The following is a 16,117-nucleotide window of genomic DNA, read 5'->3' as shown; positions in this document are numbered from 1 at the left end:
CGGTCGTGCCGGCCGGTATCTGTGTACCATCTTGCGAAGGGCGCGGCGCGTGGCGCGGGGCATGACGAGACCTGCGTCACGGTCCCGTCCGACGCGCGGCGCGGAAGCGGTATCGCAACGAGGACGAGTATTCCATGCGAAGTTTTTTTGTCCGGTTCATCGCAATCGGCGTGGTGTTTCATTTGTATGTCGGGCTGCGGATCATTCCCGACGCCTTCACGTCGCCGCTCGCGCGCACGATCGCGGCGCTCGTGCTGGCGAGCTTCGTCGTGCTGATCCCGGTCGGCATGTTCTCGCGTCGCTTCGACGAAGGCTGGGTCGCGACGCTGGTCGGCTGGCTGGGTTCGATCGTGATGGGTTTCTTCTCGTCGCTGCTGGTGCTGACATTCCTGCGCGAGCTGGTGCTGCTCGGCGTCGTCGTCTGGCGGCATCTGGGGCACGACGGCGCCTGGAGTGGCGCGGCATCCGACACGGCGCTCGGCGTGCTGGCGGGCGCGGTGCTGGTCAGCGCGCTCGGATTCGTCGGCGCGCGCCGCACGGCGGCGGTCAAGCGCGTGTCGATTCCGGTCGACGGGCTGCCGGCCGCGCTCGACGGGCTGACGATCGTGCAACTGTCGGACATTCACGTCGGGCCGACGATCAAGCGCCCGTATATCGAGCGGATCGTGCGCGCGGTCAATGCGCTCGAGGCCGATCTCGTCGTCGTGACGGGCGACGTGGTCGACGGCTCGGTCAAGCGGCTGCGCGAACACACGGCGCCGCTCGGCCGCATGCAGTCGCGGCACGGCAGCTTCCTCGTGACGGGCAACCACGAGTACTACGCCGGCGCGCATGCATGGATCGACGAGTTCCGGCGGATCGGGTTGACGGTGCTGCTCAACGAGCACGTGCTGATCGAGCACGACGGTGCGCGCGCGGTGCTCGCGGGCGTCACCGATTTCACGGCGGGCGGGTTCGATCCCGCGCATCGCAGCGATCCCGAGCAGGCGCTGGCCGGCGCGCCGCGCGACGTTGCCACGAAGATCCTGCTCGCGCACCAGCCGCGCAGTGCGGAAGCGGCGAGCCGCGCCGGCTTCACCGTGCAGCTGTCCGGCCATACGCACGGCGGCCAGTTCCTGCCGTGGCCGCCGTTCGTGCGTCTGCAGCAGCCCGTGATCGGTGGGCTGAACCGGTTCGGCGCGATGTGGCTCTATACCAGCCGCGGCACCGGCTACTGGGGGCCGCCGAACCGCTTCGGCGTGCCGTCCGAGATCACGCTGATCCGGTTGACCCGCGGCCGCTAGCGCGCGGCATCAGACGATGCGCGCGATATCGTCGAAATCGAAGCGCGGGCTGCGCGGGAACAGGCCCGCCGGGTCGCCGTAGCCGAGATTCACGAGGAAGTTGGTCCGGATCGCGGTGCCCGCGAAGAACTCGGCATCGACCTTCGCGGCGTCGAAGCCCGACATCGGGCCCGCGTCGAGGCCGAGCGCGCGTGCGGCGAGGATCAGGTACGCGCCCTGCAGCGACGAGTTGCGGAATGCGGTGGCTTCGATCAGCGCGTCGTTGCCGGCGAACCAGCTGCGCGCGTCGGCGTGCGGGAACAGGCGCGGCAGGTGCTCGTGGAACGCGAAGTCCATACCGACGATCACGGTGACGGGCGCAGCCATCGTCTTCGCGCGATTGCCTTCGGACAGCGCGGGTTTCAGGCGCGCCTTCGCTTCGGGCGACTTGACGAACACGAAGCGCGCGGGGCTCGCGTTCGCCGACGTCGGGCCGAATTTCGTCAGGTCGATCAGCCGGTGCAGCAGCGCGTCGTCGACGGGTTTGTCCTGCCATGCGTTGTGCGTGCGCGCGGTGAGGAACAGCTGGTCGAGGGCGGAATCGGAGAGCGTCATGGTGGGTCCGGGAAGAAATCGGCCGGGTCGCGCCGGTCGGCATGGCGGAAGATGGCCGCGCCCTGGATAAGGGCGCGCCGCGACACGGCGCGATGATAGCGTGGCGCGCGAAAACGCATCGGCTTCGCGACCGGCGATGCAAGCGCGCGGGTGTGTCACGCGCCGGAATGACAGCGCATGGCGGCGCGCGTCGCCGTTGGCTACCATGCAGGCATGGTTCGCCTGCATCGTTCATTTGCTGCCTGACTCCGACATGTCGACGCCCGATCTTTTCGCCGATTCGCCCGTGCCCGACGTGGACTGGTACCCGGACTGGCTCGCGCTGGCCGACGCCGATCGCGTGCTGGCCGCGCTGATCGACGAGGTCGCGTGGCGGCAGGACACGATCCGCACGCCGCGCGGTCGCATTCCGTTGCCGCGGCTCACCGCGTGGCAGGGCGAGCCCGACGCCGTCTACGTGTACTCGGGGATCCGCAACGTACCCGAGCCGTGGACGCCGGCCGTGCTCGACCTGAAGCGCGCGGTCGAGGCGACCTGCGGCGCGCGATTCAACAGCGTGCTGCTCAATCGGTATCGCAACGGGCAGGACAGCCTCGGCTGGCATGCGGACAACGAGCCGGAGCTCGGCGACGCGCCGGTGATCGCGTCGGTGAGCCTCGGCGCGATCCGCGTGTTCGACCTGCGTCATCGTGCGACCGGCGTCGTGCACGCGTACCGGCTGACGCACGGCAGCCTGCTCGTGATGCGCGGCCGCACGCAGGCCGAATGGCAGCATCGCGTGCCGAAGGCGCCGGCCGTGCAGGGCGAGCGCGTCAACCTGACGTTCCGGCGGGTGATGGCCGCGGGGGCGGGCCGGTAGCCGTTTGCCATGCCGATCGGCCGGCGCGGTTCTCCGGCTCGGTCGTGCTGGTCGCGCCCTGTTTTTCAACCGCACCGGACAAGCGATCGTCGATGCGGCACGTTGCCGCACGCAGGTGTCCCGGGCTGTGGGAACAGGCTCGCGAGGCCCGCGCCATAAGGGATTCAGGCATTTTGATCGACCGCCTGGTTCTGATAGGCAGGTGTAAGCCCTGATGGTGCGTCGCAACATTCCTTGACTAGACTGTCGAAACGCGCCGCGAACCGGCGCATCTTTTCGACATGCCCGACGCTTCGCAATGCGACGCGCAGGGCAGGAGCCTAACCCGTGACCGTACTGGACTCATCCCTCGAACCCTCGCTGCACGTCTTCGAACAAGACGGCGGATGGCAATGGGCGCTGACGGTGAAGCGGGCGTCGGGTGTCGGTGTGAAAGTCGTCGCATTCAGCACGGACGGCTTTCGCGGCGAAGCCGACGCGTACGCCGCTGGCCAGCTCGCCCGTGCCGAATATGACGACGCCGTGACGGCCTGACGTCGCGTCGCGCCCATCCCGTTCGCGGATCGGTGCGGTCGTTTGTTCCCTCGCGCTTCTTCCCCCCTTCGTTTTCCTGGCGCACATCAGCCGTGATTGTGCCGGCCGGCACCGCGCGTGATGCATCCCGATCGCGGATGAGCAGGGCCGGCGGCCCGCCTTGCCCACGACGACGTTCCGGTGGGCAGTCCTGTCTATCGCTGTTATCCTTTCGATCGCATCAGGCTATATGACAGTCCGGCTACCCGATCGGGCGCACCGGGCCATCGGCCGCCTGTGCCGGATCGTGTTGATCCGGTCCGGTCGAAAATCCATAATCAAGCATTGCGGGTCATTCGTGAACGCTTCCATTCCGTCCATGTGCACAGGATCAATCCAACGATGAGCGGCGCATCGAAACCGCCGGCGAAGCCGGCAAGCGCGCCGCGCGCGACAGCCGGCGACGACGTCGACCGCGACGCGTCGAAGCCGGCCGCGGGCGATGACGAATCGTCGGGCGGCGCGTCGTCGTATCTGGTGCCGGGCCTCGAGCGCGGGCTGCGGATCCTCGCCGAATTCTCCGCGCGCGAGCCGGTGCTCGGCGCGCCCGAGTTGTCAAAGCGCATCGGCATTCCGCGCACAACCACCTTCCGCCTGCTGCAGACGCTCGAAGCGCTCGGCTTTCTCGAGCGCGTGAACGGCGACCGTTATTTCCGGCTCGGCGTCGGCGTGCTGCGGCTCGGCTTCGAATACCTGAATTCGCTGGAACTGACCGATCTCGGCGCGCCCGTGCTCGAACGGTTGCGCGATGCGACCGGCCTGTCGACGCACCTGCTGATCCGCGACCAGCGCGATGTCGTGTTCGTCGCGAAGGCGCAGAGCAACACGTCGATGTTCGGCTCGGTGAAGGTACACGTCGGCACGCGGCTGCCCGCGCACGCGACCGTGCACGGCCATGTGCTGATGGGCGACCTCACGCGCGACGCGCTGCGCCAGCTGTATCCGGAGAAGCGGCTCGAACAGTTCACCGAGCGCACGCCGGGCACGGTGGATGAGTTGTACGAGCGTGTGCGCCATTACGCGCGGCTCGGCTACGCGGTCAGCGAAGCCGCGTTCGAGAGCGGCATCTCGGCCGTGACGGCACCCGTGCGCGACCATTCGGGTGCGATCGTCGCGGCGATCACCGCGACGGTGCCGCGCTCGGAAATCGGCGAGACCGGCGAGAAGGAGCGGCTCGTCGAAGCGGTGTGCGGCGCGGCGGTCGACCTGTCGCAGCGGCTGAACTACCGGCCGCTCGAAAGCGACCCGACGTTCGCGCACGCGCGCCATCGGGTCGCGATGTTCTGATCCGTCGAGCGAGCCGCGTCTTGCGGCTTGGCCGATAGCCAGTAACGAACAACGCGTCGCCAATAAAGAAGAGCAGCCCGCGGGCTGCTCTCTTCTTTTCCGGCCCCGGGCGCATCCGCCCGTCGCCGCTCAGAACGAGTGGTGGATGCCGGTCAGCACGATCACCTGGTTCGCGGTGCTCGACGCGCCGGCCGTGAAGAACGCGGCTTTCGCGCCGCCCGAGCCGTGTTCGTACAGCACGTTCGCATACAGCTGCGTGCGCTTGGACAGCGCATAGATGTCGCCGAGCTCGACCTGCGTCCAGCGGCGGCCGGCCAGCGTCGTGGTCGCCGCGCCGCCCGCGATCGTGTTGAATGCGCTGCTGCGGTAGTTCACGCCCGCGTCGTAGCTCTGGAACGTGTCGGAAAACCCGTTCGACTGCATCTTCACGCGCGTATAGAGGCCGTGCACGAGGAAGTCGCCGATCTGATAGGACGCACCCGCGCCGATGTTCTCGACCTTGTTCGCGATGTAGCCGTTCGCGGTGTTCTGCCCCTGGAACGACGTGATGCCCGTCTGGCCGATCAGGATCGCGCGGTCGTGCTCGTTCGAGTAGACGGCCGACGCCTTGAACGGCCCGTTCGCGTAGTTCAGCGCGACGCCGACCGACTTGCCGGTCGAGAAGTTCGTCGTGTTGCCGAGCGCCATCGCCGCCGCGGCCGAGAAGCCGGCGAAGCTCGGCGAACGGTACTTGACCGCGTTGTTGTACGGCACGTTGCCGGTCGCGGCGAGCCCGTCGATGTTGCCCGGATGGAACGCATACCAACTCAGCGCGAGATACGCGGTGCTGAGCGGATCGAGATAGTCGAACGTCAGCGGCGTCTGGCGGCCGAGCGTCAGCGTGCCGTAGCGGTCCGAGCTGAGGCCGACGAAGGCCGCGCGGTTCCAGATCGTGTTCGCGGTCGCGAACTGGCCATTGTTCGTATAGAAGCCGTTTTCGAGCTGGAAGATCGCCGACAGGCCGCTGCCGAGGTCTTCCTTGCCTTTCAGGCCCCACCGGTCGGGCTGCGTGTTGCCCTGGATCATCGCCCACTTCGCATGGCCGCCGACGTTGTTCACATAGGCGACGCCGGCATCCATGCTGCCGTACAGCACCACGCTGCTTTGTGCCCAGGCGCCCGACATCGCGCCGATTCCGATGAGTGCTGCTGCTACCGCGTGCTTGACCATTTGATCTCCTGACTCTCCAAACCTGATGAGAAACGTGCCATGGCGGCGGGCGCGGGGGACGGCCGGCCGTCGCGCGTTCTTCACCACCGGGCGGGCATTTTTAATGTTCCATATAAGGAACAATGTGCCTCTGATGGAATGGAGTATAGAGGTGTCGTGCACCGGATCAAAAATAAATTTATCGGGCCGGATGCGAATGGTGACGATCCGCAACACGGGATCGAGCGTCCTGAGAAAAGGACTTAAATCCCCGCCGCAAAACAAAAAATCACCTTTCTAAAGTTGGATGTCGGCGATCGTCGACCCGGCGGTCGGTGTTTTCCCTAGGACATGCAGCTTTTTGTTTTACTCGTGGAAAGTCACTCCTATAATCACCATCCATAAACTGCTGTTCCGGGTATGGAACAAATCCGGGGCGAACCGAGAGTCGATCAGAAGGAAGGGTGTGAGATGTCTGAACAATGGGTTTGTGCCGGGCACGCCGGCGCGCTGTCGGAAGACACGCCGATCGAGTTCAAGCGGACCGACGGTGTCGAAATCGGGATCTACCGCGTCGGCGACGAGGTGTATGCGCTCGAGAACGTGTGCCCGCATGCCTACGCGCTGCTGACGCAGGGGTTCGTCGACGAAGGCACGGTCGAATGCCCGCTGCACGAGGCCGTGTTCGACATCAAGACGGGCGAATGCCTGAAGGGCCCGGGCGGGCGCGCGCTGAAGCAGTACGCGGTGCGCCTGGCCGGCGAGGAAATCCAGATCAAGGTGGAATGACATGAAAGAAGCGACCGTCAACTTCAATCCCTTCCTGAAGCCGTGGGTGGCGCCGCAGCCGAACAACGTCGCCGGCAAGGGGCAGATCGAGATCCCGGGCCAGGCCGAGAACCGCATCTGGCAAAACCGCAAGGCCGAGCCGACGCAGTACGAGAACGATCTGGGCGATGCGCTCGAACGCGTGTTCGAGAGCGGTGCGACCGAGCTGGACGAGGTCGTCGCGGGCCTGAACCGCATCGGCTTCCGCGCGCCGGACGGCGCGGCGTGGACGCCCGAGCGCTTCCGCGCCGAAATGGCCTCGCTGGCGGAATGAGCGCACCGACCGCGCCGCACGCCTGAGCGCCGACCCGACAACCGCATCCGGAGCACACTGATGACGTCCCCCGCACAACACGAAACACAACACGACCCGGTCCGCGACTACCTCGACCGCGGCATCAAGAACTACTGGTATCCCGTCGCCCCGAGCTGGCAGGTGTCGAACGCGCCGGTCGGCCTCACGCGCCTGTCCGAGCAGATCGTGCTGTGGCGCGATCACGAAGGGAAGGTCCACGCGCTGGAAGATCGCTGTCCGCACCGCGGCGCGCGCCTGTCGCTCGGCTGGAACCTCGGCGGCAACATCGCCTGCTGGTATCACGGCGTCGAAATCGACGGCGGCGGCACGGTCAATCGCGTGCCGGCGGTCGCGAACTGTCCGCTCGAAGGCACGAAGTGCGTGAAGTCGTATCCGGTCGAGGAGAAGGCTGGCGCGATCTTCCTGTGGTTCGGCGACGAAGCGCACGGCGAGCCGGCGCCGCTGAACCTGCCGGAAGAACTGGTCGCCGACGAGTACGGCCATTTCCTGTGCGTGTCGAACTGGAAGTGCAATTACCAGTACGCGATCGACAACGTGATGGACCCGATGCATGGCGCGTACCTGCACGCGACGTCGCACTCGATGGCCGAAGGCGACAAGCAGGCCGACATGCGCGTGCGCAAGACGGAAACGGGCCTGATGTTCGAGAAGGTCGGCCAGCGCGACGTGAACTTCGACTGGGTCGAGCTCGGCGAAACGGGCTGCCTGTGGATGCGCCTCGCGATTCCGTACAAGCAGAAGTTCGGCCCGGGCGGCAACTTCGGGATCATCGGCTTCGCGACGCCGGTCGACGGCGACAACTGCCAGGTCTACTTCTGGCGTACCCGCAAGGTCAGCGGCTGGCAGCGCGACGTGTGGCGCTTCATGTACCGCAACCGCCTCGAGGGCCTGCACTGGGACGTGCTCGAGCAGGACCGCTACGTCCTCGAAAGCCTCGCGCCGCACGCGCGCGATCACGAATACCTGTACCAGCACGACGTCGGCATCACGCGCGTGCGCCGGATGCTGCGCCAGCGCGCGCAGGAACACCTGTCCGCGCTCGACGCGCATCGCGCGGCGCACGCCGCGGCGGAGCCCGCGAATGGCTGAGTTCGCACCGGTCGTGGCGCTGCCGGGGCGCCGCGTGCTCGTCACGGGCGGCGCGCGCGGTCTCGGCGCCGCATTCGTGAAGGCGCTCGTCGAAGCGGGCGCGCAGGTCGCGTTCGGCGACGTGCTGGCCGACGAAGGCCGCGCGCTGGTCGCGGAACTCGCGCAGGCGGGCCATACCGCGCATTTCTTCACGCTCGACCTGGCCGATCCGGCGAGCGTCACGGCTTTCGTCGCGCACGGCGCGCAAGCGCTCGGCGGCATCGATGCACTGATCAACAACGCGGCGATCACGAATTCGGGCGGCAAGCTGTCGACTGAGCTCGACGTGTCGACCTGGGATGCCGTGATGAACGTGAACGTGCGCGGCGTGTGGCTCGTCAGCAATGCGGCGCTGCCGCACCTCGCGCAGTCGGGCCGCGGCGCGATCGTGAACCTCGCATCGGACACCGCGCTGTGGGGCGCGCCGAAGCTGCTCGCGTACGTCGCCAGCAAGGGCGCGGTGATCGCGATGACGCATGCGCAGGCGCGCGAGTTCGGCGCGCACGGCGTGACGGTCAACGCGATCGCGCCGGGGCTTACCGAAGTCGAGGCGACGGCCTACGTGCCGGCGGAACGCCACGCGTTCTACATGCAGGGCCGCGCGCTGACGCGCGCGCAGGTGCCCGAGGACGTGACGGGCCCCGTGCTGTTCCTGCTGTCGGACGGCGCGCGCTTCGTGACGGGTCAATTGCTGCCGGTGAACGGCGGCTTCGTAATGAATTGAATTGAAGTTTTCACTCTGATGAAGGAGAGGACGATGGCGGACGCCGATCTCGAACGCAAGTCGTGGGACCAGCCGGAAGACGCAAGCTTCGGCGACTGGATGGAAGGGCGTGTCGCGCGCTACGCGACGCGGCGCTACGACTGGGACGCACTGAAGTTCCAGGCCGACTACGACCCGAAGTACCGCCGTGCGCAGATGCGCTACGTCGGCACGGGCGGCACGGGCGTCGCGAAGGACGTCAATACGGTGCCGGCCGGCGGCTTCACGTTCTCGACGATGGTCATTCCGGCCGGCAACATCGGCCCGAGCCACATCCACATGGACGTCGAGGAAATCTTCTTCGTGCTGCGCGGCAAGATGAAGGTGATCTGCGAGCGCGATGGCGAGACCTGGGAAGCGATCCTCGGCGAGCGCGACCTGATCTCGGTGCCGCCGGGCGTGTACCGCACGGAAATCAACATCGGCGAGGAAGACGCGCTGATGTGCGTGATGCTCGGTTCGCCGAAGCCCATCACGCCGACGTATCCGCCGGATTCGCCGCTCGCGAAGATCAAGCGCTGAGACGGGGCGGAGCAAGCAATGCGTGTCATCGACAAACGTGAACGCAACCGCACCGCGGCGTTCGCCGCGCTGCTCGGGCAGTTTCCCGAACAGCGCTGCGCGGCCGGCGCGGCGGGCACGATCGGCTACCGTGAGGCTGGCGCAGGCGAGGCCGGCGCGCAGCACGCGGGCCGCGCGCTGCCCGTCGTGCTGCTGCACGGGATCGGCTCGGGCGCTGCATCGTGGGTGTGCCAGCTCGACACGCTCGGCGCGTCGCGCCGCGTGCTCGCGTGGGATGCGCCCGGCTACGGCGTGTCGACGCCCGTGCGCGGCGCGTCGCCGGCCGCCGCCGATTACGCGGCCTCGCTGAACGCGTGGCTCGAGGCACTCGGCATCGAACGCTGCGTGCTGGTCGGGCATTCGCTCGGCGCGATCGTCGCGGGCGGGTTGGCCCGCGTGATGCCCGCGCGGATCGCCGGCCTGCTGCTGATCTCGCCCGCGGGCGGCTACGGCAGCGCGCCCGCCGAAACGCGCGACACGCGCCGCGATGCACGCCTCGCGATGCTCGACGAACTCGGCCCGGCCGGGCTCGCCGAGCAGCGCAGCGGCAACATGCTGTCCGGTTTCGCGAGCGAGGATGCGCGTGCATGGGTGCGCTGGAACATGGCGCGCATCGTGCCGGCCGGCTATGCGCAGGCCACGCATCTGCTCGCGAACGCCGATCTCGCGTCCGATCTCGCCGGCTTTCGCGGCCGTACGGCGGTGGCGGTCGGCGCGAACGATGCGATCACGCCGCCGGCTGCGTGCGAGCGGATCGCCGCTGCCGCGCACGTCGGGCTGCAGGTGATTCCGCAGGCCGGTCATGCGGGCTACGTGGAAGCGCCGGCAGTGTATTCGTCGCTGATCGACACGTTCTGCCGTCAATGCGACCGTCAACGGGGGCTGGAATGAACTACCCCCACGCTCACATTCGTTCGCTTGGGGCGGCGCAGCCCCCCCATCCCCGACATGTATTTCATCGTGCCCTTGGGGCGGCCCGGCGGGAGGCATCATGAGCGAACCGTTGCAACAACAGGATGCGGACACCGCGAAGTCCGAGGCCAACTACGTGGTGCCGGGCCTCGAACGCGGTTTGCGGATCCTCGCCGAATTCTCGCCGCGCGAGCCGGTGCTCGGCGCGCCCGAACTGTCGAAACGGCTCGGCATTCCGCGCACGACGGTGTTCCGTCTGCTGCAGACGCTTGAATCGCTCGGCTTTCTCGAGCGCGCGGACAAGGATCGTAACTACAAGCTCGGCATTGCCGTGCTGCGGCTCGGCTTCGAATACCTGAGCTCGCTCGAGCTGACCGATCTCGGCCTGCCGGTGATCGAGAGCCTGCGCGATGCGACCGGCTTCACGACGCACATCGTGATCCGCGACGGCCGCGACGTGGTGTTCGTCGCGAAGGCGCAGAGCCAGTCGCCGGTGTTCAGCTCGATTCGCGTGAACGTCGGCACGCGGCTGCCCGCGCATGCGACGACCCACGGCCACGTGCTGATGGGCGACCTGTCGCTTCAGGCACTGCGGGCGCTGTATCCGGAAGGCACGCTGAACCGGATGACGAGCGCGACGCCGGAAACGGTCGACGCGCTGTACGAAGTGATCCGGGAAGATGCGCTGCGCGGCTACGGCGTCAGCAATTCGTCGTTCGAACGCGGCATCTCGGTGGTCACGGCGCCGGTGCGCAACGACACGCAGAGGATCGTCGCCTGCATCACGGTGACTGTGCCGCGGCCGGAGATCGACGCGGCGCTGATCGCCGACGGCCTGATCGACAAGGTGCAGCGCGCGGCGGCGGAACTGTCGCGGCGGCTCAATTACCGCTCGGATGACGAGCACACGTTTCTCAAAGCTTTAGGACTGCGATGATTCAGATCGATCTGACCGGGCAGGTTGCGGTGGTGACGGGCGGTTCGTCCGGCATCGGTCTCGCGACGGCCGAACGGTTCCTGCAGGCCGGCGCGTCGGTCGCGATTTGCGGCCGCGACGGCGAACGCCTCGCACGTGCCGAAGCGATGCTCGGCGAAAAGTATCCGGGCGCGCCGCTGCTGGCCGTGCGCTGCAATGTGCTCGACGAAGCCGACGTGGCCGCGTTCGCGCAGGCCGTGTCCGACCGCCTCGGCCGGGCCGACATGCTGGTCAACAACGCGGGCCAGGGCCGCGTGTCGACCTTCGCCGACACGACCGACGACGCATGGCGCGAAGAACTCGAACTGAAGTACTTCAGCATCATCCGCCCGACGCGTGCGTTCCTGCCGCTGCTGCGCGATGCGGCCGCGCCGACGATCACCTGCGTGAACTCGCTGCTCGCGCTGCAGCCGGAGCCGCACATGGTCGCGACGTCGTCGGCGCGCGCGGGCGTGCTGAGCCTCGTGAAGTCACTCGCGACCGAACTGGCGCCGCAGCGCATCCGCGTGAACTCGATCCTGATCGGCATCGTCGAGTCGGGGCAGTGGCGCCGCCGCTACGAAGCACAGGCGCAGGCCGGCGAAAGCTGGGAGGACTGGACGGGCGCGCTCGCCCGCAAGAAGAACATTCCGTTGAACCGCTTCGGCAAGCCTGACGAGGCCGCCTGGGCACTCTTTTATCTCGCAACGCATCTGTCGTCGTACACGACGGGCAGCCATATCGACGTTTCTGGAGGCTTTGCACGCCATGTCTAAAAAAACCACGGTTGGCGAGCTGATTGCCGCCTTTCTCGAGCAGTGCGGCGTGAAAACCGCATTCGGTGTCATCTCGATCCACAACATGCCGATCCTCGACGCGATCAACTCGCGCGGGAACATTCGCTATGTCGGCGCGCGCGGTGAAGCCGGTGCGTTGAACATGGCCGACGGCCTGGCCCGCGTGTCGGGCGGCCTCGGTGTCGCGTTCACGAGCACGGGCACGGCGGCCGGCAACGCGGCCGGCGCGATGGTCGAGGCACTGACGGCTGGCACCGCGCTGCTGCACGTGACGGGGCAGATCGAGACGCCTTACCTCGACCAGGATCTGGCCTACATCCACGAAGCGCCCGACCAGCTGTCGATGCTTGACTCGATTTCGAAGGCCGCGTTCCGCGTGCGTACGGTCGAAACCGTGCTGCCGACGATCCGCGAAGCCGTGCGCATCGCGCAGACGGCGCCGACGGGCCCAGTGTCGGTCGAGATCCCGATCGACATCCAGGCGGCCGAAATCGAATGGCCTGAAGACCTCGCGCCGGCGCACGTCACGGTGCGCGAGCACGATTCCGCACGCGTCGCGAAGCTTGCCGACGCACTCGCGGCGAAGCGCCGCCCGCTGCTGTGGCTCGGCGGCGGCGCGCGCCATGCACGCGAAGAAGTCGAACGCCTCGTGAAGCTCGGCTTCGGCGTCGTGACGAGCGTGCAGGGCCGCGGCGTGCTGCCCGAGGATCACCCGGCGACGCTCGGCGCGTTCAACGTGCATGCGTCCGTCGAAGCGTTCTACAAGACCTGCGATGCGCTCGTCGTCGTCGGTTCGCGCCTGCGCGGCAACGAGACGCTGAAGTACAAGCTCGCGCTGCCGCAGCCGCTGTTCCGCGTCGATGCCGAGGCACTTGCCGACAACCGTGGCTATCGCAACGAACTGTTCGTGCACGGCGATTCGAAGCGCGTGCTGGCCGAGCTGGCTGACCGCCTCGAAGGCCGCCTGTCGGTCGATCCGCAGTTTGCGGCCGATCTCGCGGCGGCCCGCGAGCAGGCGGTGGCCGACGTGTCGAAGGGCCTCGGGCCGTACAAGCAGCTCGTCGACACGCTGCAGGGCGCGGTCGGCCGCGACTACAACTGGGTGCGCGACGTGACGATCTCGAACAGCACGTGGGGCAACCGCCTGCTGAAGATCTTCGAGCCGCGCGCGGGCGTGCATGCGCTCGGCGGCGGCATCGGCCAGGGCATCCAGATGGGCATCGGCGCGGCGCTGGCCGGCTCGGCGGCGAAGACGGTCTGCCTGGTCGGCGACGGCGGCCTGATGGTCAACGTCGGCGAGCTCGTGACGGCCGTGCAGGAAAACGCGAACGTGATGATCGTGCTGATGAACGACCAGTGCTACGGCGTGATCCGCAACATCCAGGACGCGCACTACGGCGGCCGCCGCTGCTTCGTGCAGCTGCACCAGCCGGATTTCGCGCAATTCTGCGCGAGCTTCGGCCTCACGCACTACCGGATCACGTCGCTCGACCAGGCGGAAGCGATCGTGCGCGAAGGGATCGCGAAGGAAGGGCCGGTGATGGTCGAAGTCGACATGCTGTCGGTCGGCTCGTTCGCATCGCAGTTCGCGGGCCCGCCGGTGAAGAAGGAAGAGACGCCGTCGGAGCGCCAGTATGCATAACGGCCAGCGACACGGGCATGCGCCCGTCGACGTCGCGATGATCGGCTTCGGCGCGATCGGTGCCGCCGTGTATCACGCGGTCGAGCACGATGCGTCGTTGCACGTCGCGCACGTGATCGTGCCCGAGCATCAGCGCGACGCGGTGCAGCGCGAGCTCGGCGGTGCGGTGGAGGTCGTGTCGTCGGTCGACGCACTGGCCCGCCGCCCCGAGTTCGCGCTCGAATGCGCGGGCCACAGCGCGCTCGTCGATCACGTCGTGCCGTTGCTGAAGGCCGGCACCGATTGCGCGGTCGCGTCGATCGGCGCGCTGTCCGATCTCGCGCTGCTCGACGTGCTGTCGCAGGCCGCCGACGAAGGCGACGCGACGCTGACGCTGTTGTCCGGCGCGATCGGCGGCATCGACGCGCTGGCGTCCGCGAAGCAGGGCGGCCTCGACGAAGTGCTGTACGTCGGCCGCAAGCCGCCGCTCGGCTGGCTTGGCACGCCCGCCGAGGCGCTGTGCGACCTGCGTGCGATGACCGAGGAAAAGGTGATCTTCGAAGGCACCGCACGCGATGCCGCGCGGCTCTATCCGAAGAACGCGAACGTTGCGGCGACGGTTGCGCTCGCGGGCCTCGGGCTCGACGCGACGCGCGTGCGCCTGATCGCCGATCCGGCGGTCGCGCGCAACGTGCACCGCATCACCGCGCGCGGCGCGTTCGGCGAGATGTCGCTCGAAATGAGCGGCAAGCCGTTGCCCGACAACCCGAAGACGTCCGCGTTGACCGCGTACAGCGCGATCCGCGCGCTGCGCAACCGCGCGGCCCGCTGCGTGATCTGAGCAGGCAGACAACCCGGACAACCAGGCCGACGCGGCCATTCGGGCCATTGAACGGCCGCCGGCGCCACGGCGCGGCGGCTGCGCAGAGACAGATTTGTGGGACTTGTGACATGACTCCTTTCGATACGAGCCTCGTACCCAACGGCGACATCCTGATCGGCGGCGAGTGGCGGCGCGGCCGTGGCGCGCCCTACGCGAGCATCTATCCGGCCGACCAGTCGCTGAACATGGAAGTCTCGACGGCGAACGCGGAAGACGCGGCCGACGCCGTCGTGGCCGCCGATGCCGCGTGGCGGCGCGCCGACTGGGCCGGCCTCAAGCCGCACCAGCGCGCGCTGGTGCTGTACCGGATCGCCGACCTGATCATGCAGCGTCACGAGGCGCTCGCGAACCTGCAGCGCCGCGACAACGGCAAGCCGATCGGCGAGACGCGCGTGCTGGTGGCCAGCGCGGCCAACACGTTCCGCTATTTCGCGGCGTGCCTTGAAACGCTCGACGAAGAGTTGACGCCGTCGCGCGGCGACTACCTGACGATGAGCGTGCACGAGCCGATCGGCGTGATCGCGGCGATCACGCCGTGGAATTCGCCGATCGCGTCCGACGCGCAGAAGCTCGCGCCGGCGCTCGCCGGCGGCAACGCGGTGGTGCTCAAGCCGGCCGAAGTGACGCCGCTCGTGTCGCTCGCGCTGGCCCGCATCTGCGAGGAAGCCGGCGTGCCGAAGGGTGTGCTGAGCGTGCTGCCGGGCAAGGGCTCGGTGATCGGCGACGTGCTGGTGCGTCATCCGCTCGTGAAGAAGGTGTCGTTTACCGGCGGCACCGAAGTGGGCCGCGGTATCGCGCGCATCGCGGCGGAAAAGCTGATGCCCGTGTCGCTGGAGCTGGGCGGCAAGTCGCCGACGATCGTATGCGACGACGCGGATCTCGATCACGCGGTGAACGGCGTGCTGTACGGCATCTTCAGCTCGTCGGGCGAAGCGTGCATCGCAGGTTCGCGCCTGTTCGTGCAGCGCTCGGTTTACGACGAGTTCATGCAGCGCCTGGTCGCGGGCGCACGCAAGTTGCGCGTGGGTGACCCGACGCGGCCCGACACGCAGATGGGGCCGCTGATCACCGCGAAGCATCGCGAATCGGTGGAGCGCTACGTCGCGCTCGGGCTGGAGGAAGGCGGCCGCCTGCTGTGCGGCGGCGAGCGGCCGTCGGGCGACGGGCGCGAGGACGGCTTCTTTTACCAGCCGACGATTCTCGAAGGCTTGCCGAACAGCGCGCGCATCTGCCAGGAGGAAATCTTCGGGCCGGTGCTGGTCGCGATGCCGTTCGACGACGAAGCGTCGCTGATCGCGCAGGCGAACGACAGCGTGTTCGGCCTTGCCGCCGGCATCTGGACGCGCGACTACAAGCGCGCATGGCGCATCGCGCGCGCGCTCGAGACGGGCACCGTCTGGATCAATACGTACAAGCTGTTCTCGATCTCCACGCCGTTCTCGGGCTGGAAGGAGAGCGGGATGGGCCGCGAGAAGGGCCGTCTCGGCATCCGCGAGTACATGCAGCAGAAGAGCCTCTACTGGGGCTTGAACGACGCGCCGCTGCCGTGGGCGAACTGAGCGAAGGGGA

17 protein-coding genes are annotated in these 16,117 nt (G+C 67.7%); 15 read left to right on the top strand and 2 right to left on the bottom strand.

Annotation, left to right across the window (positions count from 1 at the left end; genetic code table 11):
- The first annotated feature begins 134 nt into the window (after positions 1–134).
- Positions 135–1,283, top strand: coding sequence for a metallophosphoesterase (locus tag U4Y91_RS25160; protein WP_321807352.1), 1,149 nt, complete (start codon positions 135–137; stop codon positions 1,281–1,283).
- 9 nt (positions 1,284–1,292) lie between these two features.
- Here U4Y91_RS25160 and U4Y91_RS25155 read toward each other — a convergent pair whose 3' ends face one another.
- Entirely contained in the window at positions 1,293–1,877 is a 585-nt protein-coding gene (locus U4Y91_RS25155; protein ID WP_257769600.1) for a malonic semialdehyde reductase, read from the bottom strand.
- Between the two features lie 253 nt (positions 1,878–2,130).
- Between U4Y91_RS25155 and U4Y91_RS25150 the strand changes: the two genes are divergently transcribed.
- The 3 genes from U4Y91_RS25150 (at position 2,131) to U4Y91_RS25140 (ending at position 4,596) form a co-directional block, all read left to right on the top strand.
- Positions 2,131–2,736 carry an alpha-ketoglutarate-dependent dioxygenase AlkB gene (locus tag U4Y91_RS25150; RefSeq protein ID WP_321807351.1) on the top strand — a complete coding sequence of 202 codons (606 nt, stop codon included), beginning with the start codon at positions 2,131–2,133 and terminating at the stop codon, positions 2,734–2,736.
- 327 nt (positions 2,737–3,063) lie between these two features.
- Positions 3,064–3,270, top strand: coding sequence for a hypothetical protein (locus tag U4Y91_RS25145; RefSeq protein WP_014898921.1), 207 nt, complete (start codon positions 3,064–3,066; stop codon positions 3,268–3,270).
- Positions 3,271–3,651: 381 nt separating this feature from the next.
- Positions 3,652–4,596, top strand: a complete 945-nt coding sequence (locus tag U4Y91_RS25140) for an IclR family transcriptional regulator (protein WP_321807350.1) — start codon at positions 3,652–3,654, stop codon at positions 4,594–4,596.
- 129 nt (positions 4,597–4,725) lie between these two features.
- On the opposite strand, the gene U4Y91_RS25135 is transcribed toward U4Y91_RS25140, so the two are convergent.
- A complete protein-coding gene (locus U4Y91_RS25135; protein ID WP_321807349.1) occupies positions 4,726–5,805 on the bottom strand; it encodes a porin in 1,080 nt (359 codons plus the stop codon).
- Between the two features lie 450 nt (positions 5,806–6,255).
- Here U4Y91_RS25135 and U4Y91_RS25130 point away from each other — a divergent pair, with 450 nt between their 5' ends.
- From U4Y91_RS25130 to U4Y91_RS25080, 11 genes are all read left to right on the top strand, one after another.
- Complete coding sequence (locus tag U4Y91_RS25130) at positions 6,256–6,573, top strand: non-heme iron oxygenase ferredoxin subunit (protein ID WP_006758060.1); 318 nt, start codon at positions 6,256–6,258, stop codon at positions 6,571–6,573.
- A 1-nt stretch (position 6,574) separates the two neighbouring features.
- On the top strand, positions 6,575–6,886 hold the full coding sequence (locus tag U4Y91_RS25125) for a recombinase-like helix-turn-helix domain-containing protein (RefSeq protein WP_321807348.1): 312 nt from the start codon (positions 6,575–6,577) through the stop codon (positions 6,884–6,886).
- A gap of 60 nt (positions 6,887–6,946) precedes the next feature.
- Positions 6,947–8,017, top strand: coding sequence for an aromatic ring-hydroxylating dioxygenase subunit alpha (locus U4Y91_RS25120; protein ID WP_321807347.1), 1,071 nt, complete (start codon positions 6,947–6,949; stop codon positions 8,015–8,017).
- Complete coding sequence (locus U4Y91_RS25115; protein ID WP_321807346.1) at positions 8,010–8,780, top strand: SDR family oxidoreductase; 771 nt, start codon at positions 8,010–8,012, stop codon at positions 8,778–8,780. Before U4Y91_RS25120 ends, U4Y91_RS25115 begins: the two co-directional genes overlap by 8 nt.
- Positions 8,781–8,813: 33 nt before the next feature.
- Positions 8,814–9,341: a cupin domain-containing protein gene (locus U4Y91_RS25110; protein WP_321807345.1), complete on the top strand. Its 528-nt coding sequence runs from the start codon at positions 8,814–8,816 to the stop codon at positions 9,339–9,341.
- A gap of 18 nt (positions 9,342–9,359) precedes the next feature.
- The gene (locus U4Y91_RS25105) at positions 9,360–10,271 is read left to right on the top strand and encodes an alpha/beta fold hydrolase (RefSeq protein WP_321807344.1); all 912 of its coding nucleotides are present in this window, start codon (positions 9,360–9,362) and stop codon (positions 10,269–10,271) included.
- Positions 10,272–10,371: 100 nt separating this feature from the next.
- Complete coding sequence (locus tag U4Y91_RS25100) at positions 10,372–11,229, top strand: IclR family transcriptional regulator (RefSeq protein ID WP_321807343.1); 858 nt, start codon at positions 10,372–10,374, stop codon at positions 11,227–11,229.
- Entirely contained in the window at positions 11,226–12,023 is a 798-nt protein-coding gene (locus U4Y91_RS25095) for an SDR family oxidoreductase (protein WP_321807342.1), read from the top strand. The genes U4Y91_RS25100 and U4Y91_RS25095 overlap by 4 nt, the downstream gene beginning before the upstream one ends.
- A complete protein-coding gene (locus U4Y91_RS25090; protein ID WP_321807341.1) occupies positions 12,016–13,686 on the top strand; it encodes a thiamine pyrophosphate-binding protein in 1,671 nt (556 codons plus the stop codon). The genes U4Y91_RS25095 and U4Y91_RS25090 overlap by 8 nt, the downstream gene beginning before the upstream one ends.
- On the top strand, positions 13,679–14,506 hold the full coding sequence (locus tag U4Y91_RS25085) for an aspartate dehydrogenase (protein ID WP_321807340.1): 828 nt from the start codon (positions 13,679–13,681) through the stop codon (positions 14,504–14,506). Before U4Y91_RS25090 ends, U4Y91_RS25085 begins: the two co-directional genes overlap by 8 nt.
- Positions 14,507–14,616: 110 nt before the next feature.
- Positions 14,617–16,107, top strand: a complete 1,491-nt coding sequence (locus U4Y91_RS25080) for an aldehyde dehydrogenase (RefSeq protein WP_321807339.1) — start codon at positions 14,617–14,619, stop codon at positions 16,105–16,107.
- Positions 16,108–16,117 lie beyond the last annotated feature (10 nt).

It is taken from the genome of Burkholderia sp. BCC1993, assembly GCF_905339865.1.
GTDB lineage: Bacteria > Pseudomonadota > Gammaproteobacteria > Burkholderiales > Burkholderiaceae > Burkholderia.
This window is presented reverse-complemented; position numbering and strand designations above follow the sequence as displayed.